This is a genomic window from Bacillus sp. LNXM12-1 (assembly GCF_003004375.1).
Classification (GTDB): Bacteria; Bacillota; Bacilli; order Bacillales; family Bacillaceae; genus Bacillus.
Genome location: NZ_PVWX01000002.1, coordinates 605,731 through 630,647, shown reverse-complemented (window position 1 = coordinate 630,647; position 24,917 = coordinate 605,731). Strand labels below are relative to the sequence as shown.

General features: G+C 44.0%; 25 protein-coding genes. 2 read left to right on the top strand and 23 right to left on the bottom strand.

The window, feature by feature from the left end; all coding sequences use genetic code 11:
• Positions 1 to 7: 7 nt before the first annotated feature.
• Both C6Y07_RS10650 and rpoN read right to left on the bottom strand, forming a co-directional pair.
• A complete protein-coding gene (locus tag C6Y07_RS10650; protein WP_106072954.1) occupies positions 8 to 745 on the bottom strand; it encodes a FadR/GntR family transcriptional regulator in 738 nt (245 codons plus the stop codon).
• Positions 746 to 917: 172 nt separating this feature from the next.
• On the bottom strand, positions 918 to 2,216 hold the full coding sequence (rpoN, locus tag C6Y07_RS10645; protein ID WP_106156674.1) for an RNA polymerase factor sigma-54: 1,299 nt from the start codon (positions 2,214 to 2,216) through the stop codon (positions 918 to 920).
• 70 nt (positions 2,217 to 2,286) lie between these two features.
• On the opposite strand from rpoN, the gene yvfG reads away from it, so the two are divergent.
• Entirely contained in the window at positions 2,287 to 2,502 is a 216-nt protein-coding gene (yvfG, locus tag C6Y07_RS10640) for a protein YvfG (RefSeq protein WP_003213121.1), read from the top strand.
• Positions 2,503 to 2,526: 24 nt separating this feature from the next.
• Here yvfG and C6Y07_RS10635 read toward each other — a convergent pair whose 3' ends face one another.
• The 19 genes from C6Y07_RS10635 to C6Y07_RS10545 all read right to left on the bottom strand — a co-directional run bounded on the left by C6Y07_RS10635 (position 2,527) and on the right by C6Y07_RS10545 (position 22,828).
• On the bottom strand, positions 2,527 to 3,852 hold the full coding sequence (locus tag C6Y07_RS10635; RefSeq protein WP_060597330.1) for an MATE family efflux transporter: 1,326 nt from the start codon (positions 3,850 to 3,852) through the stop codon (positions 2,527 to 2,529).
• A gap of 62 nt (positions 3,853 to 3,914) precedes the next feature.
• A complete protein-coding gene (locus C6Y07_RS10630; protein WP_060597331.1) occupies positions 3,915 to 4,730 on the bottom strand; it encodes an ABC transporter ATP-binding protein in 816 nt (271 codons plus the stop codon).
• A gap of 13 nt (positions 4,731 to 4,743) precedes the next feature.
• The gene (gene nikD / locus C6Y07_RS10625; RefSeq protein ID WP_189293868.1) at positions 4,744 to 5,559 is read right to left on the bottom strand and encodes a nickel import ATP-binding protein NikD; all 816 of its coding nucleotides are present in this window, start codon (positions 5,557 to 5,559) and stop codon (positions 4,744 to 4,746) included.
• Positions 5,560 to 5,563: 4 nt separating this feature from the next.
• Positions 5,564 to 6,397: a nickel ABC transporter permease subunit NikC gene (gene nikC / locus C6Y07_RS10620; RefSeq protein WP_034660032.1), complete on the bottom strand. Its 834-nt coding sequence runs from the start codon at positions 6,395 to 6,397 to the stop codon at positions 5,564 to 5,566.
• Positions 6,394 to 7,338 carry a nickel ABC transporter permease subunit NikB gene (gene nikB / locus C6Y07_RS10615; protein ID WP_066030350.1) on the bottom strand — a complete coding sequence of 315 codons (945 nt, stop codon included), beginning with the start codon at positions 7,336 to 7,338 and terminating at the stop codon, positions 6,394 to 6,396. The genes nikC and nikB overlap by 4 nt, the downstream gene beginning before the upstream one ends.
• Before the next feature lie 18 nt (positions 7,339 to 7,356).
• Positions 7,357 to 8,979 (bottom strand): nickel ABC transporter substrate-binding protein, encoded by a 1,623-nt coding sequence (nikA, locus tag C6Y07_RS10610; protein ID WP_060597333.1) that lies wholly within the window; start codon positions 8,977 to 8,979, stop codon positions 7,357 to 7,359.
• Positions 8,980 to 9,128: 149 nt separating this feature from the next.
• Positions 9,129 to 10,307, bottom strand: a complete 1,179-nt coding sequence (locus C6Y07_RS10605; RefSeq protein ID WP_106072085.1) for a DegT/DnrJ/EryC1/StrS family aminotransferase — start codon at positions 10,305 to 10,307, stop codon at positions 9,129 to 9,131.
• Positions 10,307 to 10,993 (bottom strand): acetyltransferase, encoded by a 687-nt coding sequence (locus C6Y07_RS10600; RefSeq protein ID WP_106048197.1) that lies wholly within the window; start codon positions 10,991 to 10,993, stop codon positions 10,307 to 10,309. Before C6Y07_RS10600 ends, C6Y07_RS10605 begins: the two co-directional genes overlap by 1 nt.
• Entirely contained in the window at positions 10,956 to 11,549 is a 594-nt protein-coding gene (locus C6Y07_RS10595) for a sugar transferase (protein ID WP_060597336.1), read from the bottom strand. Before C6Y07_RS10595 ends, C6Y07_RS10600 begins: the two co-directional genes overlap by 38 nt.
• A gap of 20 nt (positions 11,550 to 11,569) precedes the next feature.
• Positions 11,570 to 13,084 carry an MATE family efflux transporter gene (locus tag C6Y07_RS10590; RefSeq protein ID WP_106030519.1) on the bottom strand — a complete coding sequence of 505 codons (1,515 nt, stop codon included), beginning with the start codon at positions 13,082 to 13,084 and terminating at the stop codon, positions 11,570 to 11,572.
• Between the two features lie 28 nt (positions 13,085 to 13,112).
• On the bottom strand, positions 13,113 to 14,141 hold the full coding sequence (locus C6Y07_RS10585; protein WP_081311371.1) for a polysaccharide pyruvyl transferase family protein: 1,029 nt from the start codon (positions 14,139 to 14,141) through the stop codon (positions 13,113 to 13,115).
• A 5-nt stretch (positions 14,142 to 14,146) separates the two neighbouring features.
• The gene (locus C6Y07_RS10580) at positions 14,147 to 15,169 is read right to left on the bottom strand and encodes a glycosyltransferase family 2 protein (RefSeq protein ID WP_106071382.1); all 1,023 of its coding nucleotides are present in this window, start codon (positions 15,167 to 15,169) and stop codon (positions 14,147 to 14,149) included.
• Positions 15,170 to 15,196: 27 nt separating this feature from the next.
• Complete coding sequence (locus C6Y07_RS10575; RefSeq protein WP_066030345.1) at positions 15,197 to 16,300, bottom strand: EpsG family protein; 1,104 nt, start codon at positions 16,298 to 16,300, stop codon at positions 15,197 to 15,199.
• Positions 16,301 to 16,314: 14 nt separating this feature from the next.
• Complete coding sequence (locus C6Y07_RS10570; RefSeq protein ID WP_106071381.1) at positions 16,315 to 17,445, bottom strand: glycosyltransferase family 1 protein; 1,131 nt, start codon at positions 17,443 to 17,445, stop codon at positions 16,315 to 16,317.
• The gene (gene epsE / locus C6Y07_RS10565; protein WP_060597340.1) at positions 17,438 to 18,277 is read right to left on the bottom strand and encodes a glycosyltransferase EpsE; all 840 of its coding nucleotides are present in this window, start codon (positions 18,275 to 18,277) and stop codon (positions 17,438 to 17,440) included. The genes C6Y07_RS10570 and epsE overlap by 8 nt, the downstream gene beginning before the upstream one ends.
• A gap of 2 nt (positions 18,278 to 18,279) precedes the next feature.
• Positions 18,280 to 19,419, bottom strand: a complete 1,140-nt coding sequence (locus tag C6Y07_RS10560) for a glycosyltransferase family 4 protein (protein ID WP_106156672.1) — start codon at positions 19,417 to 19,419, stop codon at positions 18,280 to 18,282.
• A complete protein-coding gene (locus tag C6Y07_RS10555) occupies positions 19,385 to 21,259 on the bottom strand; it encodes a polysaccharide biosynthesis protein (protein WP_106156670.1) in 1,875 nt (624 codons plus the stop codon). The genes C6Y07_RS10560 and C6Y07_RS10555 overlap by 35 nt, the downstream gene beginning before the upstream one ends.
• A 164-nt stretch (positions 21,260 to 21,423) precedes the next feature.
• Positions 21,424 to 22,107, bottom strand: coding sequence for a CpsD/CapB family tyrosine-protein kinase (locus C6Y07_RS10550; protein ID WP_034660048.1), 684 nt, complete (start codon positions 22,105 to 22,107; stop codon positions 21,424 to 21,426).
• Complete coding sequence (locus C6Y07_RS10545; RefSeq protein ID WP_034660050.1) at positions 22,097 to 22,828, bottom strand: YveK family protein; 732 nt, start codon at positions 22,826 to 22,828, stop codon at positions 22,097 to 22,099. Before C6Y07_RS10545 ends, C6Y07_RS10550 begins: the two co-directional genes overlap by 11 nt.
• Before the next feature lie 258 nt (positions 22,829 to 23,086).
• Between C6Y07_RS10545 and slrR the strand changes: the two genes are divergently transcribed.
• Positions 23,087 to 23,557 carry an HTH-type transcriptional regulator SlrR gene (slrR, locus tag C6Y07_RS10540; protein ID WP_034660051.1) on the top strand — a complete coding sequence of 157 codons (471 nt, stop codon included), beginning with the start codon at positions 23,087 to 23,089 and terminating at the stop codon, positions 23,555 to 23,557.
• Positions 23,558 to 23,645: 88 nt separating this feature from the next.
• Here the strand turns inward: slrR and C6Y07_RS10535 are convergent, their stop codons facing one another.
• Together C6Y07_RS10535 and C6Y07_RS10530 are read right to left on the bottom strand one after the other, a co-directional pair.
• Complete coding sequence (locus C6Y07_RS10535) at positions 23,646 to 23,870, bottom strand: phage holin (protein ID WP_034660052.1); 225 nt, start codon at positions 23,868 to 23,870, stop codon at positions 23,646 to 23,648.
• Positions 23,871 to 24,009: 139 nt separating this feature from the next.
• Entirely contained in the window at positions 24,010 to 24,915 is a 906-nt protein-coding gene (locus C6Y07_RS10530) for an iron-hydroxamate ABC transporter substrate-binding protein (RefSeq protein WP_060597722.1), read from the bottom strand.
• Positions 24,916 to 24,917: the final 2 nt, after the last annotated feature.

The following is a 24,917-nucleotide window of genomic DNA, read 5'->3' as shown; positions in this document are numbered from 1 at the left end:
GCACAGCTTATTGTGTATCTGACTGTTCTGCTTTTTTTTGCAGCACATCACCGAGCAGATTTTCTACATTTTTCAAATGCGTAAGCATCGCTTTCTCTGCTTCTTCTGGCTGCCTTGCCATGACGGCTTTGTAAATTTGTTCATGTTCTTCGTAAAGCTGCCGAATGGAGGCTTTCGTTGAGAATAATACGACTTTTCTCGTTTCCCGCATCGTTTCTACTAACAAGGTTGAGACTTGATTCATTAACACCTTTAATACATCATTCTTCGAGGCTTTGGCTAAGGCGAGATGGAAGGTGATATCTGCCTCTTCACCAATTTCTTCATGTGCTTCTGCCAGCTTCATTTGTTCGAGTGCATCACGCAGCTGATGAAGGTCATCGTCCGTCCGAAGCAGCGCCGCCTTTTTAACAGCACCTGTTTCAATGATGGTTCTCACTTCAAGGAGCTGCCTGACATCATGCTGCTTCATTAAAAATGCAGGAGATAAAGAAAATGCGAGCTGTTCAGGATCGAACTGCTTCACATACGTGCCTTCCCCTTGCTTCATCTCTATTAATCCGATCGCTTTGAGAGCAGACAGCGCCTCTCTTACAGCGGAACGGCTGACTTGAAAGCTTTCTGAGAGCGCTTGAACCGAATCTAATTTTTCCCCCGGAAGAAGCTCACCTGTACGAATGAATTCGATTAATGCATCCGCAATTTCTTCATATATTTTTTTGGTTTTGATTTGTTTATATTTCAATTGGTCTCACCTCATCACTGTTGTCTATCCTTATCGGCTCATGCCCTATCTTATACTTTACCCCAAAATTTCCGTTCAGACGTCTCCCCGATTTAATTTTCAAAAAATCTTCTGTGTGCCTTGCTTTCAACAAAAAAGAAGCACCTGCCTTGTTTCTGGCAAGTACTTCTTTTTAATCATAGCGCTTCCGCAGTGTAGATGATGGGAGATTCATTTGTTCACGATATTTCGCAATGGTTCTGCGCGACACACGGATACCAAAGGTTTGCTGAAGCTGCGTCATCATTTGCTGATCTGAATACGGTTTTTTCTTATTTTCCGTTTGGATCAGCTCTGCGATGTGCGTCTTGACTGTGTAGCTGGACGCCTCTTCCAGCGAAGGTCCTTCTAGTTTTGCTTGGAAAAATTGTTTCATTTCCATGAGACCATAAGGGGTTTGCACCATTTTCCCTTTCACCGTTCGGCTGACTGTTGACTCATGCACTTGCAATATATCTGCGATTCGCTTCATCGTAAGCGGTTTCATTTTATGTTTCCCTGTAAGGAAAAAATCTGTCTGATGGAAGATAATCTCACGAACGACATGGGTCATCGTTTGTTTTCTTTGCTTCAGCGCTTGGACAAGCCAATTGTATTGCTGCTCTTTTTCCTTTAGATACACATATGCTTCATGCCGCTTCTGGTCTTGAATCATGGCGAAGTATCCTTCATTCATTTCAACGTCTGGAAAAGCGCGCTGATTCAGCTCAAATGTGATGTGGTCCTGCACGACAGTAATCGTCACATCTGGCTCTATATACACAGGGTCCTCTTCATATGAGAAATGTATGCCCGGTCTTGGTTCCAGCTGCGACACCTCATCTTGTACCGCTTGAAGTGTTTTCATTGAAACGCCTGTTTTCGCCGCGATTTCCTTCCAAGCCTTTCTTGCAAAGAGAAAGAAGTGCTCGTCGATGATCAGCTCGGCTTCATACCAGCGCTCCTTTTTTCTTCTCAGCTGAAGCAGAATGCATTCTTGTAATGATCTTGCGCCAATACCGGCAGGCTCTAGCGATTGAAGCTGATGAAGGACGGCTTCTACTTCTTCAGCTGGCACCTCTAAGACAGCTGCCATCTCGTCAACCGGTTCATTTAAATAGCCATTGGAATCAATGGACTCGATCATAAAGTCAAAGATCCTTTGATTCTTTTCACTTAGATTCAAATCAATAGCTTGTTTCTTTAAATACATTTGCAGGCTTTCTTTTTGATGCGTTCGATACGGCTCTGTCATTAGATCTTGAGATTTTTTATGATAAACTGGTTGATAGCTGTCCGTGTCTTTCCGCTCAATCAGAGGGTTCTCAAGCGCTAACTGGTCAAGATACTCGCCAAGCTCAGCGCTATTCAGCTGGAGCAGCGTAATGGCCTGCCTGAGTTCTTGTGTGAGCACCTGCTTTAATACTTGTTCTTGTTGCAGATTAAGGCTCATTGTCTCCCCTCCCTCTCATCATTTTACATGAAGATTGACGGACCGTATATACGAAATAGGAGTGATTCCCATGTCTGAACTTTTTTCCGTTCCATACTTTGTTGACAACTTGAAACAGCACATCGCCATGAATCAAAATGAAGACAAGATTCATGCCATGAATGCCTATTACCGCTCAGTGGTGTCCACACTTGTACAAGACCAGCTGACCAAAAACGCTGTGGTCTTGAAGCGTATTCAGCATCTTGATGAAGCATATCAAAAAGTGAAAAAAGAAAGCGAATGAATGAACGAAAAAGAGCACCCTTTGTCATGATGGCAAAGGGTGTTTTTCATTTGCGAAAAGCTTCTGATCCAGCCTTGATTTGTACATCATCAAAAAGCCAGACCGTCCGGTAGTATAGATGATAAAGGCAAACCATAGTCCGTGATTGTGCCAAATAGGCGTGACCGCTGCTTGAACAACGATAAACAAGATCATCGCAAACAGCATCGAATTTCTGACAGGGGCAATTTCTGTCGCACCTGTAAATACGCCGTATATGACCAAACCGAAACAAGCGGCAAACGGATAGAGAACGAGCCAGTCTGCATAGCCTAATGTCACATCAAGAAGCCGGGGAAGATTTGTAAACAAGCTCAAGATCGGCTCTTTTAAGAGAAAATAAACCGACGCAATGACGCATGCCATGACAAGTGCCCACTGTCTCGAAAGAGTTAAAGTTCTTTCATAAAGGGTACGGTCATTTGCACCAACTGATCTGCCCACAAGGATGCTGGATGCATTGGCAAAACCATCGAACAAATAAGCCATGATATAGTGAATTTGAAATAAGATGGCATTGGCCGCCAGCATCTCTGTTCCAAAAGAAGCACCTTTTGCTGTAAACATGTTAATCACCACTAGCAGACAAATCGTCCGAATAAACAAATCTTTATTCACATGAAACATTTTCTGAACTGCCTGTGTATCCATGATTTTCTTAAGAGAAGGCATCTGGAACCCGTTTTTTGAATGCTTCATGATGATCCATGCGCCTAGCACAAAGGCAGTTAATTCAGATATCAATGTCGCAGCCGCCACCCCTTTGACTGCAAACGAAAACACATGAACAAGCAGAAGGGCAAGGACCATATTCATGACATTGATCAAGATTTGTAAAGAGAGGGCTTCTTTCATTTTTGCCATTCCCATCAGCCACCCTAATATCACATAATTCATCAAGGTAAACGGGGCACCCCAAATACGAATATGAAAATAATCTGCTGCAAATTGCCGGACATCCGCAGCGGGAGAAATCACTAGAAAAGCAGATTGAATAATTGGCCATTGCAGGGCAATAAAACAAAGGCCGACAATGATGGCGATTAAAAAAGGTCTTAGAAAAGCAAGTACGCCCTGCTCCTCACTCTGCGCCCCGTTTGCCTGGGCGGCAAAAGCAGATGTACTCACCCGCAAAAAACCAAAGAGCCAATATAGTGTACTGAAAATGAGACTGCCAACCGCGACGCCTCCAATATAAGCGGGATTGGCGAGCTGACCGACAACTGCTGTATCAACAGCTCCAAGTAATGGGGTGGTCATCGTTGAGATGGTTAAAGGAATGGCCAAAGCTAAATACGCTCGATGGTTCACGATGCCACCTGCCTTTCATGAAAAATAGCCTCTTCTAAAAGAGGCGTTGATGAAATGAAGATTTACCGAACCGGTCTGCCAATTGTTCGGGACAAAGGATGGTCTGCGAGCATTGCATCTCTCATTTTCTGCACCGCTGTCTCTTCTGATGAAAAGAAATCATCCTTTGATTGAAATTGAGCAACAAGTTCACCTTGATCCAATATCGCCAATTGATCACTTACATGATAGGCTGCCGTCATATCATGTGTAATAAATAAGTAAGCGACACCCAGTTCCTTCTTTAATTCTACTAATAAATCTAAAATGACAGCCTGTGTAACCATGTCTAAGCTGCTGACGGATTCATCCAGTACGACGAGCTTTGGCTGCAGCAATAAGGCTCTTGCGATGTTGATCCTTTGCAGCTGGCCGCCGCTGAATTGATGCGGATATTTAGACAAGTCCTTTTCACTGAGCCCGACTCTTTCCAGCCAGTGAATCAACACGTTTTTGCGTTCTTGTCGGCCCATAGCTTCATAGTTTTCAAGCGGCTCGGATAAAATTTGTTCGACTGTCCACCTTGGATTCACCGCCGAATATGAATCTTGAAACACCGCTTGCACATGCCGGCGATAATGTTTGCGTGTTCGCTGATCTGCACAATATATATCCTGCCCTTCAAAAAGGACCTGACCGGCTCTTGGTTTCTCTAGACCAAGTATGATGCGGCCTAGTGTACTTTTCCCTGCGCCGCTTTGCCCCAGCAATGCGAGGCATGTGCCTTCTTCAATGATTAAATTGACGCCGCTTAAGACTTGGTCTGCGCCTTTTTTTCTCATCAGAAACGACCGGCTGTTGTATGAATGACTAACTGCTTTCACTTCTAATAAATGCAAGGGCCTTCTCACCTCAAATCGGGCAAACAGCTGGGATGGATGGACGAGCTGCTAATAGTTTCTTTGTATAATTATGCTTCGGGTTTTCAAAAAGCTCAAGCACTTCTGCCTTTTCAACCATTTCTCCTTGTCTCATGACGACAACCTGATCTGCCATTTCTGCAATGACGCCAAGATCGTGAGTAATGAGCAAAATGGCAGTTCCATACTCATGACGAATTTGGTTTAGGTGCTCAAGCACCAGCTTCTGCGTGTGTACATCTAAAGCAGTTGTTGGTTCATCTGCTATGAGAAGAGGCGGGTGCATGCAGGCTGCCATGGCAATCATGACACGCTGCAGCATGCCGCCGCTTAGTTCAAAGGGATACTTGTTTAACAGCTTATCTGGCTGCGGCAGATTCATCTGCGCTAACGCATCCATTGCCTTCGCTCGTGCCTGCCTTTTACTGACAGCGGTATGCCGGCGGATGGTTTCAATCAGCTGATGACCGATCGTCCATACTGGTGTAAAGCTGTTCATTGGATTTTGCATAATATATGAGATGTCTTTGCCCCGAATAGAGCGCATATCCTTTTCACTCATACCGATCAATTCTCGTCCTTGTAATGTGATGCTGCCAGTGACTTCCGTTGTTTTCGGGTCAAGCATATGTAAGATCGACATACTTGTCACCGTTTTCCCGCAGCCGCTCTCACCTATTAATCCAACGATTTGACCACGCCCTACTTCAAACGATACGTCCTGAATAAGAGAGGTTGTCCCATGAGGCGTTTTCGTCTGCACATGCAGGTTCTCTATTTGTAAAATGGACTCTTGCACATCGATCATTCCTTTACACACGGCGTTTGATACCATATTTCTCTGAGAGGGCCTCTCCTAGTAAATTAAAGAGGACCACGACAGCCATGATCACAAGACCTGGGTACAGCATCAACTGAGGATTCGTTTGAATGTACGACTTCCCTTCATGGATCATCGCTCCCCATTCAGGCATAGGAGGCTGAACGCCTAATCCGAGAAAGGACATCGCAGAAATGTCCATAATCGCCCAGCCCATTTCGAGTGTACCTATGACCGCGAGTGGCGGCAGGACATTTGGAATCATATGCTTTCTCATGATGTTCCAGTGGGACGTCCCGCTGATTTTTGCGGCAGCAATAAAGTTCTGTTCTTTTAAACTCAGCACCATTCCTCGAAAGACGCGAGCATAGTATACCCATTGTACCAGCATCAAGGCAAGCACTACTTGAGAAAGTCCAGGACCGAAGATGCCGACTAATCCAAGAATCAGCACCAGGTTCGGGAATGCCATGATCCCGTCACAGATTCTCATCAAGACGTGATCGATCCAGCCGCCTTTGTAACCTGACAACAAACCAACGATTAACCCAATCAATAAAGAAGAGAGAAAGATTAATAACGCACAGCCTAGTGAAACACGTGCACCATATAAAATTCGAGATAAATTGCATCGGCCTAATTGATCTGTCCCAAGAGGATACTCCCACGAAGACCCCTTTAGCTTCATCGCTAGATTGACAGCCGCCGGATCATGTGGAGCGATCCACGGTGCACATACTGTCACAATCAGCAATAGACCAAGGAGCACCACACAGATCGAGATCATCTTTTGATGAGAGAAGAGATATTTTCCTTTTGTCATCATGGCTGGCGGCCTTCCTTTCTGGAAATACGGGGGTCAATGATCAGTTGGAGCAAGTCCACAATCAAGCTGCTCAAGATAAAGATACATGCTGCCATGAGGACATAGAATTGAATGACCGGCAGATCCCGGTTAAAGATCGCTTCAATAAAGAAGCGCCCAAACCCCGGCCATGAAAAAACCGCCTCTACGATAATGGTTCCTGTCAGCAGCTTGCCAAGATTCACCCCAAGCCCTGTCAGCATTGGCGATATCGCGATTCTCAATACATGCTTGAACATGATCGACCGTTCCTTTAATCCTCTGATTCTCGCATATTGAACAAAAGGCTCTTGAAGCGCCTCACTCACACTTGATCGTAATAGCCTTGTATACGTAGCAATTAAAGGGACGGCCAGTGTGATCGACGGCAGGATGAGATGCTCCCATGTTCCGACCCCTTCAACTGGTAAAAGATCGAGCTTCACTGAAAAAAAGAAGATGAGCAAATACCCCAAGACAAACGTCGGGATAGATGCTCCTAAAAAAGAAATAAGCCGGCTCATATGATCAACGACGCCATTTTTCCTCATGCCGCTGAAAAAGCCGAGCGGAATGCTGACACAAATAGCAATCAATAGACTAGTAAGCGCCAATTGAATCGTCGCTGGTATTCTATAGATCACCTCATTGAGCACAGGCTGGTTGGACATATACGACTGGCCAAAATCAAGGTGAATGACTTTTTCAATGGTGTGAAGATACTGCATATAAAACGGTTGGTCTAAACCAAATTCATTTCGTTTTTGCGCTAAAATTTCATCCGTAGGCTGGATATGAGCCGCTGCTAAATATGCCTCAGCCGGGTCAACTGGTGAAAGGTGAATCATACCAGTCGTAAAAAGTGTGGCTAATAAAAATACAGGGATGATTGATAGCATGCGTTTGACGATATAGCGGCCCATTTCCTTACCTTCCTTCTATTACTTCAGCTTAATGCCTGTGAATGGATGTTCATCGCGATTTGCTGGGAACTCAAAGTCCTTCACATTTTTTTGATAAACGGCTGTCTTTTTAAAATAAGAGATTGGCACAATCGCCCCTTGATCCTGTAATGAAGATAACACAGACGAATAAAGTGCTTTTCGTTTGTTTTCATTGGTTGTTGATGGAATTTCGCTCATTTCTTTGATCAGCTTGTCCTTATTTGGATAGGCTGAGATGGCTTCTTTGAATCCAAAACCATCTGATGAGACGACGTTCATAAATGTATGCGGATCATAAGGCGCTCCGTAGTTGCTAAAGAAGTTCATATCAAATTTGTTGGCTTTAAAGCGCTGCACCTGTGTTGCCAGCTCCACACCTTCAAGTTTGACGCCAACGCCAATGGCTCCCCATTCTGCTTGAAGCGTCTCAGCCATCGCTTTTTGAATCGATTCTGCTGAGTCATACATCATACTAAATTCAAGCGCTTTTCCATCTTTTTCACGTACGGTTTTTCCTTTTGGAAGTGTCCAGCCTGCTTCATCCAGCAATGCTTTCGCTTTGTCTACATCATACTGGAAAGACTTCACCTTAATATCAGATGTGTAAGGCATGTTGGTCGGCAATATGTGATCTGCTTCATCCTCTAAGCCAGAGGTTACACCTTCTACCATTGATTTCTTATTAATAGCATATTGAAGGGCATGACGCACTTTCTCATCTGACAGCTGATCCACTTTTGTGTTCATGACAAGCTGTCTCGTTGCTACAGGCTCTGACATTTTTGTTTCATACTTGCCGCTCGCCTCTAGCTGTTTGTAGGCATCAAGGCTAATGGTTCCTTCTCCGTAAAGGACATCTACATCGCCTTTTTCAAATGCCATGACTCTCGTTTCCGCATCTGGGATCACCTTGACTTTGATTTCTTTAACCTTTGGTTTTTCTCCCCAATAATGATCATTTCGTTCGAAAATGGCATAGTCATCTTTTTGATATGTTTTTAATACCCAAGGGCCTGTCCCCACTGGTTTTTCAATCCCTTTTGACGTATCTCCGTTTTTAGGGAAGCCTGCTTCTCCTAAGAAACGAACCGGGCGGACAACTGCTAATTCTTGAACAGTTGGATAATATGGCTCTGTTAATGTGAGTTTAAACGTTTTCTTGTCTACTGCTTCTGTCTTTTTGATTTTTTTTATAACACCTAACCAGCTATGTATATCCTTGTTTTTTAAGATGGAATCAAAGTTCTTTTTCACAATGTTAGCATTAAACTCAGATCCATCTGAGAACGTCACATTGTCTCTTAAATGAAAAGTATACACCTTGCCATCCTTTGAAACATCCCATGATTTCGCTAATTCAGGTTTTAGCTTTCCATTCTTTTGATAGCTGACCAATGGCTCATAAATCATTGATTGTGCAAACAATTGCGATGGGTTGTATACGTGCGGATTCATTTCGCCAATATCTCTCGGCCAAGCCATCGTGATCATGTCAGGATGATCCTTGTTTCCTTCTGCTCCATTGTTTGCTTGAGAGCAGCCTACTAATAAAAAGATTAGCAGGAAAGGTAATACTGTATTTATTTTAATTTTCGGAAAAAATTTACTCCAAATAGACATAAGATGTTCCTCCTAATTGACGCTGATAATCATTTTCATTTTAAGGAGGAAGGACCCCTTTGTCAATATCATATTTAAAACGAATTGACAATACATATACCTATTTATTCCATTAATTGATGAATTTGATAGAAAGAGAGACAGGCTGCTTACGAATGAGCAGCCTGTGAAGAGGTGAATGTTTTTTCTCGCAGGGCATTATGAAGTGTGTCAATGATACGATCCTGTTCAGCTTCTGTCATACTTGTTCCAGAGGGGAGACAAAGCCCTGTTTCAAATAACAACTCAGATACGGGAGTGCCTTTCGCTGCTGAATAAAAAGGACAATCACGAAAGAGCGGCTGCTGGTGCAGCGGCTTCCATACACGCCTTGCTTCGATCTGTTCTTTTTCTAGTGCAGCAATGATGTCCACTGGAGACGTTCTCTTATCACGATTAATAGTCAATGTCGTCAGCCAGCGGTTGGACTTGGTGCCTTGATATTCTGGCATGAAATACAGGCCCTCTACCTTAGATAAAGCATCCTGATAACGCTTGAAAATGCGTCGCTTCTGTTCAACACGCTCGTCCAATATTTCCATCTGAGCAATCCCGACGCCTGCTAGCAGGTTGCTCATGCGATAGTTGTATCCTATCTCTTGATGCTCATAATGCATGGCGCGTTCTCTAGCCTGTGAAGCGAGAAAGCGGCAGCGTTCGATCGCAGCTTCATCATCACTCACAAGCATACCGCCACCTGATGTTGTAATGATTTTATTTCCATTAAACGAATAGACACCGAACCTGCCCATTGAGCCGCTTTTTTTCCCTTTATATAGAGCACCTAACGATTCAGCCGCATCCTCAATGACTGGTACATCATATGCTTCACACAACGCCAGAATCTCGTCCATTTTTGCGCTTTGTCCATATAAATGCACGACAATAACAGCACGGGGTCTTTTTCCAAGTCGTTTTGATTCCACAAAGGCTTTCTCTAAAGCAAGCGGGCACATATTCCATGTATCTCTTTCAGAATCAATAAAAACGGGTGTGGCTTGTTCGTATAAAATCGGATTTGCAGTTGCAACAAATGTGAGGGTGGAACAAAAGACAATGTCACCTTTTTGAACGCCAATAAGCTTTAATGCAAGGTGAATTGCTGCTGTTCCAGAAGATAAAGCCGCTCCTGCATTCACTCCTGCATAGCGTGCGACTGCCTGCTCAAATTCATTCACAAGAGGTCCAAGCGGTGCAATCCAGTTACTCTTGAAAGCTTCCTCTATTTTCAGATACTCTTTTCCGCTCATATGCGGTGGTGATAAGTAAATTCGTTTCCTTTCTTGCATCATTTCCCACCTTCTCTCCGATCTTTGATTTCTATTGCAGGAATGCCTACAGCGACTTTCTGATCGTGTATATCTTTTGTTACTGCGGCTCCTGCGCCAATGATTGTCCAGCTTCCGATCGATATCCCGGGTATCACAACAGCACCTGCCCCAATATGGGTACCCATTCGTACAGACACACAGCCAGTTAACACTGCTCCTGGTGATAGGTGCACAAACGATTCGAGTATACAGTCATGCTCTACGATAGATCCTGTGTTGATAATCGCATGTTCACCGATTGCTGCATCTGCTTGAACCACTGCTCTTGCCATCACGACAGTTCCCCCTCCAATCACCGCTGATGGACTTATGACCGCCTCTGGATGGATGAGTGTGGCAAACGCCTTGTTTTCAAATGAGAGGCGTTCCTTTACTAGCTGTCTCATCTCATTTTGCCCAATAGCAATCAGCCATTTCATATGAGGCATTGTCTCTCTCAGCTGTTGACTCATGGAGATCGGTCCATACAAGATGCCGCTTTGAGTGGCCTCCTCTTCAAATTGATCATCTAATACGGCACATAATGAGTAATCGGGATGTGCAACAATCATTTCCTGAATGACTTTGCTATGCCCGCCAGACCCAATTAAACCTATGGGTTGCTCTTTACATATCGGTTCCTTTGAATTTTTCAGCTGTGGCATGATGCGGCTGCTGCACCCCCTCTGTTTTGATGACTTTCAGCAAGGTCATCCATAAAATTTTCATATCCAGCCAAAACGTTTGATGCTCGACATACCAGAGGTCATAGGTGAATTTCTCCTCCCAGGAGATCGTGTTCCTTCCATTCACCTGTGCCCATCCAGTAATGCCAGGCTTTACAAGATGGCGCCTTGCTTGCTCCTCTGTATACATCGGCAGATACTCCATCAGAAGAGGCCTTGGTCCAACGAGACTGAGCTCTCCTTTTAGGACATTGACTAATTGCGGCAATTCATCAAGACTGAGCTTGCGAATCAAGGCGCCGGTTTTTGTTAATCGAAGATGATCTGGCAGGAGCCCTCCGTGCTCGTCGCGTTCATCGGTCATCGTCCGAAATTTATATAGCATAAATGGCCGGCCATACAGACCAGGCCGCTTCTGCCGAAACAACACAGGCGTCCCAATTTTCCACCGAATCAGCCCATAAATCAGAAGAAAAAGAAGACTGCCTGCGATGAGCAGCGTCAATGCCACCATCACATCTAACATTCTTTTCATCATTAAATCTCCTTATCTCACTAGCGGGAAACAGCTTGTTTTACCTTATGCACCAGCTGCTGCCGCTCTCGTTTTGTTCCTGCAAATTGATACAAGTAGCCCATATAGAGAATGAAACAAAGACCACCAATACAAAACAGCTCCAACCATGAGTTCACGTCATAAAACGCCTGAATCCCTGCACAGACGCCCCAAATCATGAGTGCTCCTGCAAGTGGAACCAATGTATGTTTGTAAAAGATGGTGCGTTTCTGATTCGTGATGCGGGCCGTATAAAATGGCAGAAACACGATATTTTTCATCAATAAAACTATCGCTCCTGCTGATGCAATGCCATATAAGCCAAGCTGAAGCATATGAGTCAATCCATAGGCAAAAATCACATTGGATACTCCTAATATGAGCGTGACCACCGCTGGAACTTTCAATCGATTAAAAGCGGTCGGCACATATGTCAGCGGTAAAAACATCAAGGTCAAACATAAATAAGCTGCATGAATCATGAGAAGCCATTTCAGCTCTTCAAAGGCAGGTCCAAGCCATAAAAGCATGAGCGGACCGGCGAGCCCTCCTAGTAGAGCGGCTGGGAACGCGACAAATAAACCGCTCCATTTAATGGCACTGGCTGCATATTGGATGAGACCTTCTTCATCTTGATTCGAGTAAAATTTCGTGATCGTTGGGGCAAATACAACCGCCAGTGTCCCTGCGAGTGTGCGTAATAATAATGGGAATTGTAAAATCGCCGCATACTGTCCCGTCGCTTCCGCTCCAATGAGCAGGTTGGTCATCAATAAGTCAATTTGTAAAAACAACAAAATTCCCATTTGCTCAAAAGAATGCCAGACCCCTGATCGAACAAGTGTGAGACTAGAAGATAATGAGACGTGCCGCCACTTAAACGAAAACCAAGGAATGAGTTTTTTAAAATAATAGATACCGATTCCCATAGCCGCCAAGCTTCCTATGACGGCCGCAAGCGGAATATGCCAGATGGCTGGTGCCGTCCATGTAAACAGCATCATAATCATAAATGCCCTCAAAAACATCTGAATGGACTGACCAACACTTGATACATATAACTTATTCGCATAAAACGGCGCAGCCCCAATGCCGGACATGACAAAATTGAGCATAAATAAAAGACCCCCTAATATAAAGGCGGTCTGTGTGTCTTTTGCGAGATAATCAGGCACATGAAGCCACTCTACCAGCTGACGGGACATGAACAGACAAAACAGAAAAAGACTGATCGATAAAAAAATGGAACTAACGAAATAAGATGAGAGATAGCGCTGCGCCTTCTCCATTTCTCCTTTATGAGCCGCCACAGAAAAAAAGCGCACAACAACAGCACTTAATGAAGCCGTAATAACCGATAAATAGTTGATCATATTTTGCGTCAGATGGATTAAGCCGAATGCTTCCACTCCAAGTGTATGAACGATGTACGGTGTTAAACAAACAGACATAAGCATCATCAAGACAAACGTCATGAAGTTTGCACTGGCATTGTAAAGAAACGCTCGATTCATTTTGTTTTCACGCAGCGTTTAAAAGCTTTCATCCAGCTTCCTCTCCCTTTTGTCCGCTCGTTTTCATCAGCTGATGAATCGCCTCTTTCACAGCCGCCTCATTCGGTTCTTTTAATAGCGTCAAAAACGGAAGATGAGCCACCCATTCATACCCTTCCATCACCTTATGATCAAACGACCTGAGGACAACACACGGTGTATGCGTAATCGCACAAAAGATCATGCCATGAAGCCGGTCTGTCACGACGACCTGCGCCTTTCTTAACTCTGTCCATAAGGCAGATAATTCATCTAAGCGAGTCGTTCGATCAACTCGTTTGCCAATTGTCGTTGTGATGAAACCGACTTGATCATACGTGTCTTGAATATGCTGCTGCAGCTGCTGCCGGCTCTCCTTGGTGAGATAGGCTTCCTTATCCTCACGCAGACAAAGCAGAACCCCTTCACGTTTTTGTTCCTTTGATGCTTCGTCTAATGTCAGCACCATATCAGGCTGTTTCCACACATCTTGATCAGGGAAGTGCTGCTTCATCCAAGTATAGGTTGTTTGATCTCTTGCCATGAGAAGCAGCCTTGGATGATGTTTGTATGTCTGAATGGCGCGGCGTTCCTCTCTTTTTCCTCTCTTTGTTTCTGTAAAATGGGCAGTGGCCGGCAGTTGAATCACCGGATAGGACTTGAAGGTCTTCATGATAAATTGTCTCGTCCATTCTTCATAACGGTATAAGTCCCCCATATTGCCCCCACCGATGATACAGACGATGTCTTCTGGGTGCCGCATACGCTTTAACGGACGAGCGAGGCGATAGATCTCTTTCATGTCCACTTCCATGATGTCATAAGCGGGAAAGTGCTCTTTTAAAAAACAATAACTCGCATAGGCAATCGCATGATCCCCTAAATTATCATGCCCCGGCAGCAGCGTGAGAATGATTTTCTTCTGATGACTCAGCTCTGGCAGGCTTTGGCGGCTCAGTCGATATTCAAGTGGATATTTAACCTTTAAGAGCAGCCACTCTGCGGCGTGCGCCTTCAATTGCTGCAATGTCAATCCCATCACCCCTATTTCCTTGTTTGATATTCGATCCATTTTTGATAGCTTGAAGCGGCGGCAGAAAGCGGATAAACCAACCGGCACTTAGCAAGGAATAAAATCATTCGCTTTCGAGCGGTGAGCTTCGATGGTTCCACTTGTTTGACGGCATACAGAAAGGCCTCGTGTGTCACCATTTCCCGCATGTGATCAAGCTTTTCCCGAATAGAGAGGGCATTTTGGCTCTTCCATTCGTTGAGCATACAATGAAGAGTATGATTGACAATAAAAAAATCAAGTGCCTTCTCATACAGAGAGATGTCATCATATTCTTTCAAAAACAAGCGCTGCGCATGATAAAAGGTCAGTCCATGATGAAAATACTGCTTCTGATATCGCTGCACAATAGATGACAGATGAACCCTGTAGTAATAAAGAGGTTCATGAACAAAGGCGATGCTGCGTGATAAAGAAAAACAGCGCAGCGTCACATATTGATCTTCTATGTTCTCAAGTTCCCCCCGCAGCGGAAATCGAATGTGATGTTCTTCGATAAAGGCACGCCGATACAGCTTATTCCATGAAAACCCCGTGATGTCTCCGTGCAATAACGCTTCAATTAAACTCGTCTTTTCGGCTGATCGCTGGGCTAACAGCGTTGTTGGTATGGTTCGCTTTGACTGTTCAAATTGAATCCAGTACTCACTGACAACAAGATCTGCGCCGGTCATTTCAGCTTTTTCATACAAGGCTTCACAGTAATGAGGCGCGAGAATATCATCTGAATCAATAAAGGCGATATACGTCCCTTTTGCTTCTTCGATGCCCCGGTTCCTCACAGCGCCTAACCCTTGATTGGTTTGATGAATGACCCGAAAGCGCTGATCTTGCGCAGCAAACGCTTCAAGATATTCTCCGCTGTGATCCGTCGATCCATCATTCACGAGAATCACCTCTATATCTGAAAAACTTTGATCTGCAATTGATTGAAGGCATTGCTCCACATATTGACTCGTATTGTAGACTGCGACCAATAGACTGATAGCTGGCATTACAACATGCCCCACCTTTCTCCAAATCTACTTTGTAAATATCGTCCTGTACGGTAAAACAGATGAATCGAACGGCATCAGCATGATGCTGTACAGAATATAGCAAACAGCAATCCCTACATAGATAAAGACATTAGACCGCTGATCAAAAATACGGGTGAAATATGGCAGTAAAATGAGCTGATACAAGCCAAAATAAATATGAAATCTTGCATAAATGACATCCTTTGTAGCAAGGATGCCAAACAAGAAACCGAGCAAACAAAAATTCACAACGTAATCACTCTCAGGCGTCAGCTCACGAAGTCGTTTTCGATAAAGGAAAGCAAGCAAAAGCGGCAAAACCAACACACCAATTTTTGTCACATTCATTCCATTCGTATTCGTTGTGAGCCATTCCTCGTAATGCCCATATGAACTGCCTTGCAGCATCACGACAAACACGGAAACAAAGCGGTCATAAAGAGCGGTTAACCCTAAGAAAATCATGCATAAAACCAGCATCATCCAAGACCACGATTTTGTTCTCACGATAAAATACACAGGAATCATGATGAGAGCCGATGAATGAAACAATGAACATACGAGGACAAGCGGAAAATACAATTTCCACTGACCATTGATCACAAGACGGATGGCATAAAAAAGAACCGCAGCCACCATATACTGACGCATGCCATTAAACGAAGCGTAATAATGAAAAGTGCCGAGAAAAAGCAGCATACTCAGCTCAAAGGGACGGCCATATTGAATGAGCGTCTTGATGATAAAAAAATAGGTGATCGCCCCAACCGAGATATACATGATTTGCGGATCACGGGACAGTTGATTGAGCATCCATAAAATAAACGTAAATCCTGGGTCAGTGGCCGCCTTGTCCACACCAAGTCCGAATATATGCCAAGGCTTTTCATAATTGACGGAGAACTCATACATCTGTCCATATGTGACAAAATCGGTTCCTACTTTGTACCGAATACCAGCGACAATACAAAGAAACAAAAACGGAAATAACACCAGAATCTTGTTAGGCCGCCATCCGCTTTGAATGGTATCATCACGCCTGCCGTAAAATGCGGCAAAGCTCGACCATAAATAGACCATGATCATGTTCACCAAATAAACCGCCATCTGCCATTCCTTCCTTACAGTCCATATCCATTCATCACACGTGTGATGTTCTGTTTGACATCAAATCCTCTTTGTTCAAGCTGGGACGTAATGGTCTCTTGAAGAGGAGGCTCTGCATGATATGCTTCAAGCACCGCCTTCATCCATTCATGCGCAGAATCCCCCAGCGACATTCTTTTCACAAGACCGCAGCCTAAATCCACTTCCTCTGTAATATGATCTGAAATCACACAAGGCAATCCAGATGCCTGTGCTTCCACTAATACAAGCGGAAGTCCTTCAAACAAGGATGGCATCACAAATACATCAAATGCTTTCATATACTGCGGAACGTCTGATACGACGCCTGTAAAGACAATGTCGTCTAACAAGCCTGCCTTCTCCGCATATGATTCAACCACCTGCCTCAGTGGTCCATCCCCTACAAGGACAAGTTGAAATGAGACCCCTTGTTTCTTTAAGGTCTGTGCCAGTTCCATAAAAAAAACGTGATTTTTTTGCTCATGAAACCGGCCAATATGACCAATAATCATGCTCTTTTCGTGAAGACCCCGCTGCTTTTTGATCTTCACCTTTTCGTCTGGATCAGGCTGAAAGAAAAGGGATAAATCAATCCCATTCGGCAGCACCTCAACTTGTCCATTCTTCATTTTTTTCTGCCCAAATAAAAAGGAACCGGCATCCTCACCGCATGCAACAAGCTGTGTAGAAAATGCAAAGATCAGCTGGCGAAACCATTTGAGCATCATATGGTCTACCCAATTTGGCGACTGTTTCCAAGCTGTATTATGCGAATGACAAATCCGCACCTTCACACCCGCCAATTTCGCAGCAAGTGCGGAGAAACCTGTTTGAAAATCCGTATGGGCATGCACTGCCTGATACGGTCCTGTTCGTTTGATTGTCTTTGTCAATGTTTTCACAAATGCCAAAGGAGAGGACGCCCCAATACTTGGGACGTACAAGATGCGTCCCCCGAGCCTCTGAATTTCCTCATCATAATCACAGACATCCTTTCGGTGGGTAATAAAGTCAAATTGAAGGACATTTCTATCGAGTGCACGATAGATGTTCATGATCATCGTTTCAGCCCCGCCGCGGTTCATCCCGCCCACAATATGGAGTACACGCTTTGGCTCACTCATCCCGAATCGTCCTCCTTTTCAACAAAGACGCCTCCAACTTCCGCTGGTGATAAAATTTCATGATCTTCGGTGATAAACAGGCGCGGACCACCGGCTTTAGTGCAAACAGATAATGAACCGGCGACAATTTTAATAACCAGCATGCTTTTAAAACGAGCCAGGCATTATCCATCGAATATTGAAACTTACGGCGCTGAAAGGCCGCTTCATCCTCTCTCACAAGGTATAACGGCTCTTGTAAATTAAAGCCTTTTCTCCCCGCAGCAAAAAAACGGATCCAAAGATCGATATCTTCCATCCGCCTTGTTGTTTTCACAGAGCGATACCCATGTAAAGCCTTGTATGCAGCAGCCCTCATCATAATGGTTCCATGACAAAACGGCGTCCCTCTTGCCAGCACTTTCCGATCAGGCTCTGAAATCAGTGCACGTACACCTTTTGTACCCGATTCATCAAACACCGTCATCGCCGTACCGACCACATCATATTCAGGATGTGTTTCTAGGAAATGAACCTGTTTTTCTAAACGAACTGGTACTGATACATCGTCGCCATCCTGCCGTGCAATCAAGTCTCCCCTTGCTTCAGCGAGACAGCGATTCAGACTGGCAGCGAGCCTTTGATTATGCTCATTGCGGATAAGGCGAATTCTTTCAGGGTCTCGTTTTGTATAAGACAGCACTTTTTCATAGGTGCCGTCTGTTGATGCGTCATCACATATGATGAGCTCCCAGTTGTCATATGTTTGATGAAGAATGGATTCAATACTTTCTTCTACTGTGTCTTGGCAATTGTAGACGCCCATGATGATAGACACCTTTGGCTTACGCATGCTCACATCACCTTCTCTGCTTGATCCATATAGGTTGTATAAATTTCTTCCATAGCACTCACCGCCTGCTCCTGTGCAAATGCATGCGCTAAGGAGCGTCCCGCTTTTCCCATGAGGGGCAGCTGATCCCTTTTGTGATAGAGCTGGTGCAAATATTCAGCCAAGCCATTTACATCATGCGGTTTGACTAAAAAACCATTGACGCCATGTCTGATCAGCTCACAGTGTCCTCTATTTTCTGTTGCAATGACCGGCTTTTCCGCAGACATTGCTTCAAGCAGATTCATGCCGAGCCCTTCTCTCAAACTAGTCGACACACATACATCACTCATATGCATCCATTCCTCAATTTGTTTGCAAAAACCAGCAAAGTGGACATGCTTTTCAAGATGGAGCCCGCAAACCAGCTTTTCATACATCGGCCTCATTGTGCCTTCCCCGGCAAATACGATCTTCACATTTGATATTTTCCTATATATCTGGGCACATGCTTTGATGAGCATCCCTTGGTTTTTATTTGCATTTAATTCACCAGCACACAGCACAATAAAATCTTCCGAGGAAAAGCCATAGACTGCACGAAGACGCTGCTTCTCTTTTTCATCAACTGGTGCAAATCGTTTCATATCCACACCCATACCGGGAACATAATAGACAGATGAACGCTCTTTTGATAGACGATCTGCTCTTTTAAAATCCTCTCCATTAATAGTGATCAAAGCGTCTGTATGGCGGGCGAGCCATCGCTCAATCGGATAATAGAGCAGCCAGTTTTGAAGCGGCGCCCCCTGCCAAAAGTGAAAGCCGTGTGCTGTGTAAAGAACCTTCGTCCCTTTTTTGCGCGCACTTTTGGCTGCAAGTCTGCCAATGACACTTCCCATTGGCGTGTGACAATGGATGAAGTCGTAGTGCCCTTTCGCTAACAGCTTCTTCAGCTCCACATACGCAAACCGGTTGTGCACATGAAAAGGGGAGCGCTGAATCGGAATTGAGTGCGCTTGATCCACATAGGGCAGCTCCAGCTGACCATTTGCTGCTGTATGCACTTCCCATCCTTGTTCCTGAAACCACCGGAAATATGGAAGGTGAAATGCCTTAAAATGATAGTCAACTGTTGCGCAAAACAAGACTTTTTTCTTCATTGGCAAGCGCTTCCTCCTCTCTGGTCATCTGTTCAGACAACAAATCATGCGATTCGATGGCAGCAAACAATGCTTCTCTCATTTGCTCTTCACTCATCATGTCAAATTCATGGATAAAGCGGTTCAGCACATATGGGTCCCCATCCAGCGCATGACCGATATGAATTTTCGGAAAAATTTGTTCCTGTGCTTTTTCATGCTGGTTGAGTAATTCTTCATACATTTTCTCCCCAGGACGAATGCCTGTGAACGTAATCGGAATCTGGTCTGTGGTATAGCCTGAGAGGTGAATGAGGTTTTCTGCGAGGTCAACAATTTTCACTGGCTCCCCCATATCTAATACAAAAATCTGTCTTCCTTCTGCCAGTGCACCCGCCTGAATGACAAGCCTTGATGCTTCTGGAATGGTCATAAAATATCTTGTCATGGCTGGGTGCGTGACCGTGACCGGCCCGCCTTGTTCGATCTGTTTCTTAAAAATTGGAATGACGCTTCCCCTGCTTCCGAGTACATTTCCAAATCGAACCGCTACAAATTTTGTTTCACTGCTTGCCCCCATTTGCATGATCAGCATTTCAGCAAATCGCTTTGTGGCGCCCATCACATTGGCAGGATTGACCGCTTTGTCAGAGGAAATGAGGACGAATGTTTCAATGCCATGCTCATGTGCAGCTTCTGCGACATTTTTTGTCCCGATAATATTGTTTTTCACTGCTTCTTTTGGACTGATCTCCATGAGCGGGACGTGCTTATGTGCCGCGGCATGATAAATCATATCCGGCTGAAACTGACGAACGATTTCACTCATTTTCTGTTTATCTTGGATATCTGCAATTTGTGGATAGAGACTGATGGTGTCCCCATAAATTTCTTTCAGCTCTAGTAAAATAGAATGAATGCTAAATTCCCCGTGTCCCACAAGCACAATCGCTTGAGGAGCAAACACACAAATTTGACGACAGATTTCTGACCCAATCGATCCGCCTGCTCCTGTGACCATAATCGTTTTCCCCTTTAAATGGACAGATAGACGGCTTGAATCTAATTGAATCGGTTCTCTTCCGAGTAAATCCTCTGGCTGTACATCCCGTAATTGATTCAGCGCATGAGTTCCTTTTAAAATCTGCTCCATCTCTGGCATGATCTGCGTTTTGACCCCAGTCGCTACGCATTCCTTATACAGCCCTTTTAAGGTATGGCTGCTTTTGGACGGAATGGCGATGATGATCTTTTGAATATCCATCATCACAACAGCTGTTTGAATCTGTTCTTTTCCCCCTAGAACAGGCAGTCCCATGATTTCAAGCTTATGCTTCGTCTTGTCATCATCTATGAAGGCGACTGGTTCAATATGTACATCACTCGATTGCTGAAGCTGACGAACGATGATGGTCCCGGCTGATCCGGCGCCAATGATTAAGGCCCGCTCCTTTTCTACCTGCAGCCGCTTTGCACCATCATGAAATAGCCGAGAGGCCATTCGAGATGCACCGATGAATAATACGTGGAAAAGCCACACAATGAACAAAAACCGAAAGGGCCATGTCTGCACGAAAAGGTACAGCATTGCCATTGAAAATAAAAAAGAACACACAAAGGTCTTCATTAAAGAAAATAGCTCTCTTACCCCTGTATAAGCCCATACTTGCTTGTACACGTGAAAAATATACGAAAACAAATGGTGCCCAATGAGCAGACTGAGCGAAGAAATGACGAGCATTTCAAATGTATAAACAGTTAACGCCGCTTCTTGGACAAATTGAAAGCCAAAAAAGACAGCCACTAAGATGAGATATGAATCTAGTGCCACGATGATTGATAATCTTTGGGCGTAAGTCAACGCTCCTCCCCCTTTTTCAACATCACTATTCTTACGTAAAATGGGCATCAAACCCGTCCTCACACCCCACTATTGATGACGAGCATCTAAGGCATTTGTCATGCCCACAGCAGGATCGAGTGCCTCCATTGTTAAAGATTAGGAGACATCACCTATCAATCTTGTTAATACATATACAGCCTTCCCTTTTTCTCTTTCTTGCCATTTAGCATAGCCCCAAGCAGTTTACCTGTTGTTCCTTCTAACACTTCTTTTGATTTCTTCACAGCCGCTATCTTTGTTTTGCCGCTTAAGACAACAAGAATGCTCCCATCGGTCCGGTTCGCCAGGATCTTTGCATCGGCCACTGGCAGAAGCGGCGCGGAATCAACAATCACCATGTCATATTGCTGTTCAATTTCATAAAACAGCTGCTTCATGACAGAAGAGGAGAGCAGCTCAGCTGGATTCGGCGGAATGGTTCCGCTCGGAAGCAGCTCTAAATGCTCAATGGGTGTAGGCAAAATAGCTTCCTCCAAGCTGCAATTATTTAATAGTACATTGGTCAAACCCGTGTGATGACTCAGGTCAAAATATTCATGAACAGACGGCTTTCGCAAATCAGCATCCATCAGCAGCACCCGCTTTTTCTGCTGTGCAAAAACAGCTGCTAGGTTTGCAGCCGTAAATGATTTCCCTTCCTTCGGCAAGGAGGATGTCACCAATATGGATTTCAGCCTTGTTTGGATTGATGTGAATTCGATGTTAGTTCGGATTGTACGGAATTGTTCTGCAATGACAGAGTGAGGATTTAATACAGAAATACAGGATAAATCTCTCTTTTCTCTTTTCTTCCTCTTAAAGATCAATGTTCTGTCCTCCCGTTATGACGGACTGCTTGTCTTTTTTTGCCCTCCTGTCTGCCTGCATCTGATAGACACTTCCGAGCGACGGCAATCCGATCTCTTCTCTTATTTGATGTGTTCGTTTTACAGTATCATCGAGTAAATTCATTAAGAAGATGAGTGTCATCCCCCCTAATAAAGAGGCACCTAGTGCCAGAACGATATGAACGAATTTTCTTGAATTCATGAGAATCGTATTGGACAGCTTGGCTTCAGACAAAACATTAATGCGATCCATATTCATGGTTTTTTTGATTTCTTCTTGCAGCACCTCTGTTGCGGTATTCGCAATGGCGACTGCCTTTGCGCGATCCTCATCTTGTACAGAAATATTGATGACCTCAGACTCATTTTCTGTACTTGTGGCAATTTTGTGTTTTAATCCTTCAGCTGATTCTGTGAGGTTGAGTGTTTCTTTTACTTTTTCAATGACGATCGGACTTTTTAATAAAACTTGAAAGGTACGTGTATATTGAAGGTTCATCTGAATATCGTTTAAGTTTGCTTGTGCGTCATTGCTGCGTTTATGAACAAGAATTTGAGTGGTTGCCTGATATACAGGAGTCGAGACATAGAACTGATAGTAGGCTGAAGTGCCCGTTACGATCAGGACAATCAGAATCAGAAGGGCCATTTTCTCTTTAATGACAGAAAACAGCTGCTTAAAACCTATATTCTCATTCATAGATACCTCCCGATTTCATCATAAAAAGGTTATATATGGTTTCTTTTTGTTAATGATTGGATTATAAAAGATAATACCCGCAAAGAAAAATGTCATAATAGGTCTTATAGTTCTTTTTAAAGAACGAAATCGTTCGTTTTCTTTTGTTTACTTCCTGTTTCTTACGTTTTTGAATTTTATAAAGAACAATTTATTTCTTATAATGAACGAAAAGGTCGCAGTACGATTCGCCAGGGAGAAGGGAGATCATTGATAAGAATGATAGGAAAGGTGATACGCATTTACCGAAAGAGGAAAGGATACTCCATTCAGCAGCTGGCTGAAGATGCCCATGTCTCTAAGTCGTATTTAAGTAAAATTGAGCGTGGTGTCCACAGAAATCCATCTGTCCAGTTTTTAAAAAAGGTATCCTCTTCACTAGAAATTGATTTACAAGAGCTGTTTGATGCAGAGACGATGATGTTTCATTACTCTGAGGGTGGTGAACACGAATGGCGGGAGCATATCGTCAATGCCGTCCAATCCGGCATGCCGAAAGAAGAACTCTATCAGCTGCTCCAAACGTACCGAAAGGAGCAGGAAGAAAAGACGTTACATGTCACTCATAGAAAGCTGACGGATTCGAATATATCAGAGTGGAAGCGTCTGATGAGTGAGGCGAAAGCTATCGGCTTAAGCATTGAGGAAGTAAAAGCATTCCTCGCCAACATGGGAGAACGACGGGCGTAAGCCTTTCAGGAAGAGTCAAATTGCGGGGAGAGGCGTTTGACGCTTCGCTGAAAAAGAGCCTTTTATCATGAAAAGGCTCTTTTTTCTCTTATTCTTCTTTTTTTGTTCGTGCTTTTTTCGTTATATCATTGTTTTTCCAATAGGCCCATAGTGATGTAATCCCAAGAAAGGCTAACGTGATAAATTGCTGAATACCTTCTTCATCAATAGGAATTGGGCTTTTTCCCGCAGCGGTTAGAGCACTGTTGACAAGCGCGAGCAAAAGCAGCACAAGCCTTGCGATTGTACCTGCACTAATTTTTTGAACCTTCAACTGTATCCCCTCCCTTTCTTCCCCTTCACGGGCGGTACTGCTCGTTCTCTCTCATATGTATGCAAAAACCGAATGAATAGAAGACCGGATCAAAAAAAGAGACATCATTCCCATATAAGGAATGATGCCTGATTTCATTTTATTTTGATGTAGAAAACATCTCTTTTGCTTCATCCAATGCCATTTTATTGCCTAGTGCTGAGTAATCGAGCCATGGCTGATCGGCAATCGGATAGACTTGATTTTTCTTCACGGCTTTTAGACCCTTCCAAATCGGAGTCTTTTCTAATTGCTTGAATGCCTGCTGCGCTTTATCATCACGATTCACGACGACAAAGATAGCATCTGCATCATAGTCAGGAAGAACCTCTTGAGAAATCACTTCAAATGGCCGCTTGCTGTCCAGTTTCTTCACACCATCGACAGGTGTCAGACCTAAATCCTCGTATAAAATAGGACCCATTGGGCGCTTCATGCTAAATACTCGAAGCTCCTTTGCCGTCACACGGATCGCCATTACTTTCCCGTTTCCAATCTTTTGTTTGATGAGCGATTTGACTTCTTTTGCTTCTTGATTGTAATCCTGAATATATTGATCGGCTTCTTTTTCTTTATTGACGAGCTTGCCGATTTTTTTCAAATGATCACGCCAAGTGCCGTCATTTAAATTAAACACTTCCGTTTTGGCGATTTTCTTATATTTCGATAAGTCTTGTCCAGCTAGTTCTTCATCGACATAAATGACATCTGGTTGTAATGCAAGCAGTGACTCCATATCGGGATCGGCTGCGATGCCCAGCTTCTTCGTACCACTCAGCTGCTTTTTCGCATGTGGAAGGAAATCTTTTAAGTCCCCTCCTACAACAGAGCCTGCCGGCTTGATACCGAGTGCTAATAAGTCATTGGTTAAATGGATAGACAAGGAAGCAATTTTCGGTGTTCCATGATCATTTTGAGTTGTTGTATTCTTTGTTTCCTGTTGACCACAAGCGGCAAGCATAATGAAACAGAGCGTTAAACCAAGCACAAGTAATTTTTTCATGATGA

Coding starts and splice junctions, on each gene's coding strand:
- rpoN (WP_106156674.1), bottom strand. CDS start 2,216: ATGAGCCTTAATCTGCAACAAGAACAAGTATTAAAGCAGGTGCTCACA.
- yvfG (WP_003213121.1), top strand. CDS start 2,287: ATGTCTGAACTTTTTTCCGTTCCATACTTTGTTGACAACTTGAAACAG.
- nikD (WP_189293868.1), bottom strand. CDS start 5,559: ATGATCGATGTGCAAGAGTCCATTTTACAAATAGAGAACCTGCATGTG.
- nikC (WP_034660032.1), bottom strand. CDS start 6,397: ATGATGACAAAAGGAAAATATCTCTTCTCTCATCAAAAGATGATCTCG.
- nikB (WP_066030350.1), bottom strand. CDS start 7,338: ATGGGCCGCTATATCGTCAAACGCATGCTATCAATCATCCCTGTATTT.
- nikA (WP_060597333.1), bottom strand. CDS start 8,979: ATGTCTATTTGGAGTAAATTTTTTCCGAAAATTAAAATAAATACAGTA.
- C6Y07_RS10605 (WP_106072085.1), bottom strand. CDS start 10,307: ATGCAAGAAAGGAAACGAATTTACTTATCACCACCGCATATGAGCGGA.
- C6Y07_RS10600 (WP_106048197.1), bottom strand. CDS start 10,993: ATGCCACAGCTGAAAAATTCAAAGGAACCGATATGTAAAGAGCAACCC.
- C6Y07_RS10595 (WP_060597336.1), bottom strand. CDS start 11,549: ATGAAAAGAATGTTAGATGTGATGGTGGCATTGACGCTGCTCATCGCA.
- C6Y07_RS10590 (WP_106030519.1), bottom strand. CDS start 13,084: ATGAATCGAGCGTTTCTTTACAATGCCAGTGCAAACTTCATGACGTTT.
- C6Y07_RS10585 (WP_081311371.1), bottom strand. CDS start 14,141: ATGGGATTGACATTGCAGCAATTGAAGGCGCACGCCGCAGAGTGGCTG.
- C6Y07_RS10580 (WP_106071382.1), bottom strand. CDS start 15,169: ATGCCAGCTATCAGTCTATTGGTCGCAGTCTACAATACGAGTCAATAT.
- C6Y07_RS10575 (WP_066030345.1), bottom strand. CDS start 16,300: ATGGCGGTTTATTTGGTGAACATGATCATGGTCTATTTATGGTCGAGC.
- C6Y07_RS10570 (WP_106071381.1), bottom strand. CDS start 17,445: ATGAGTGAGCCAAAGCGTGTACTCCATATTGTGGGCGGGATGAACCGC.
- epsE (WP_060597340.1), bottom strand. CDS start 18,277: ATGCGTAAGCCAAAGGTGTCTATCATCATGGGCGTCTACAATTGCCAA.
- C6Y07_RS10560 (WP_106156672.1), bottom strand. CDS start 19,419: ATGAAGAAAAAAGTCTTGTTTTGCGCAACAGTTGACTATCATTTTAAG.
- C6Y07_RS10545 (WP_034660050.1), bottom strand. CDS start 22,828: ATGAATGAGAATATAGGTTTTAAGCAGCTGTTTTCTGTCATTAAAGAG.
- slrR (WP_034660051.1), top strand. CDS start 23,087: ATGATAGGAAAGGTGATACGCATTTACCGAAAGAGGAAAGGATACTCC.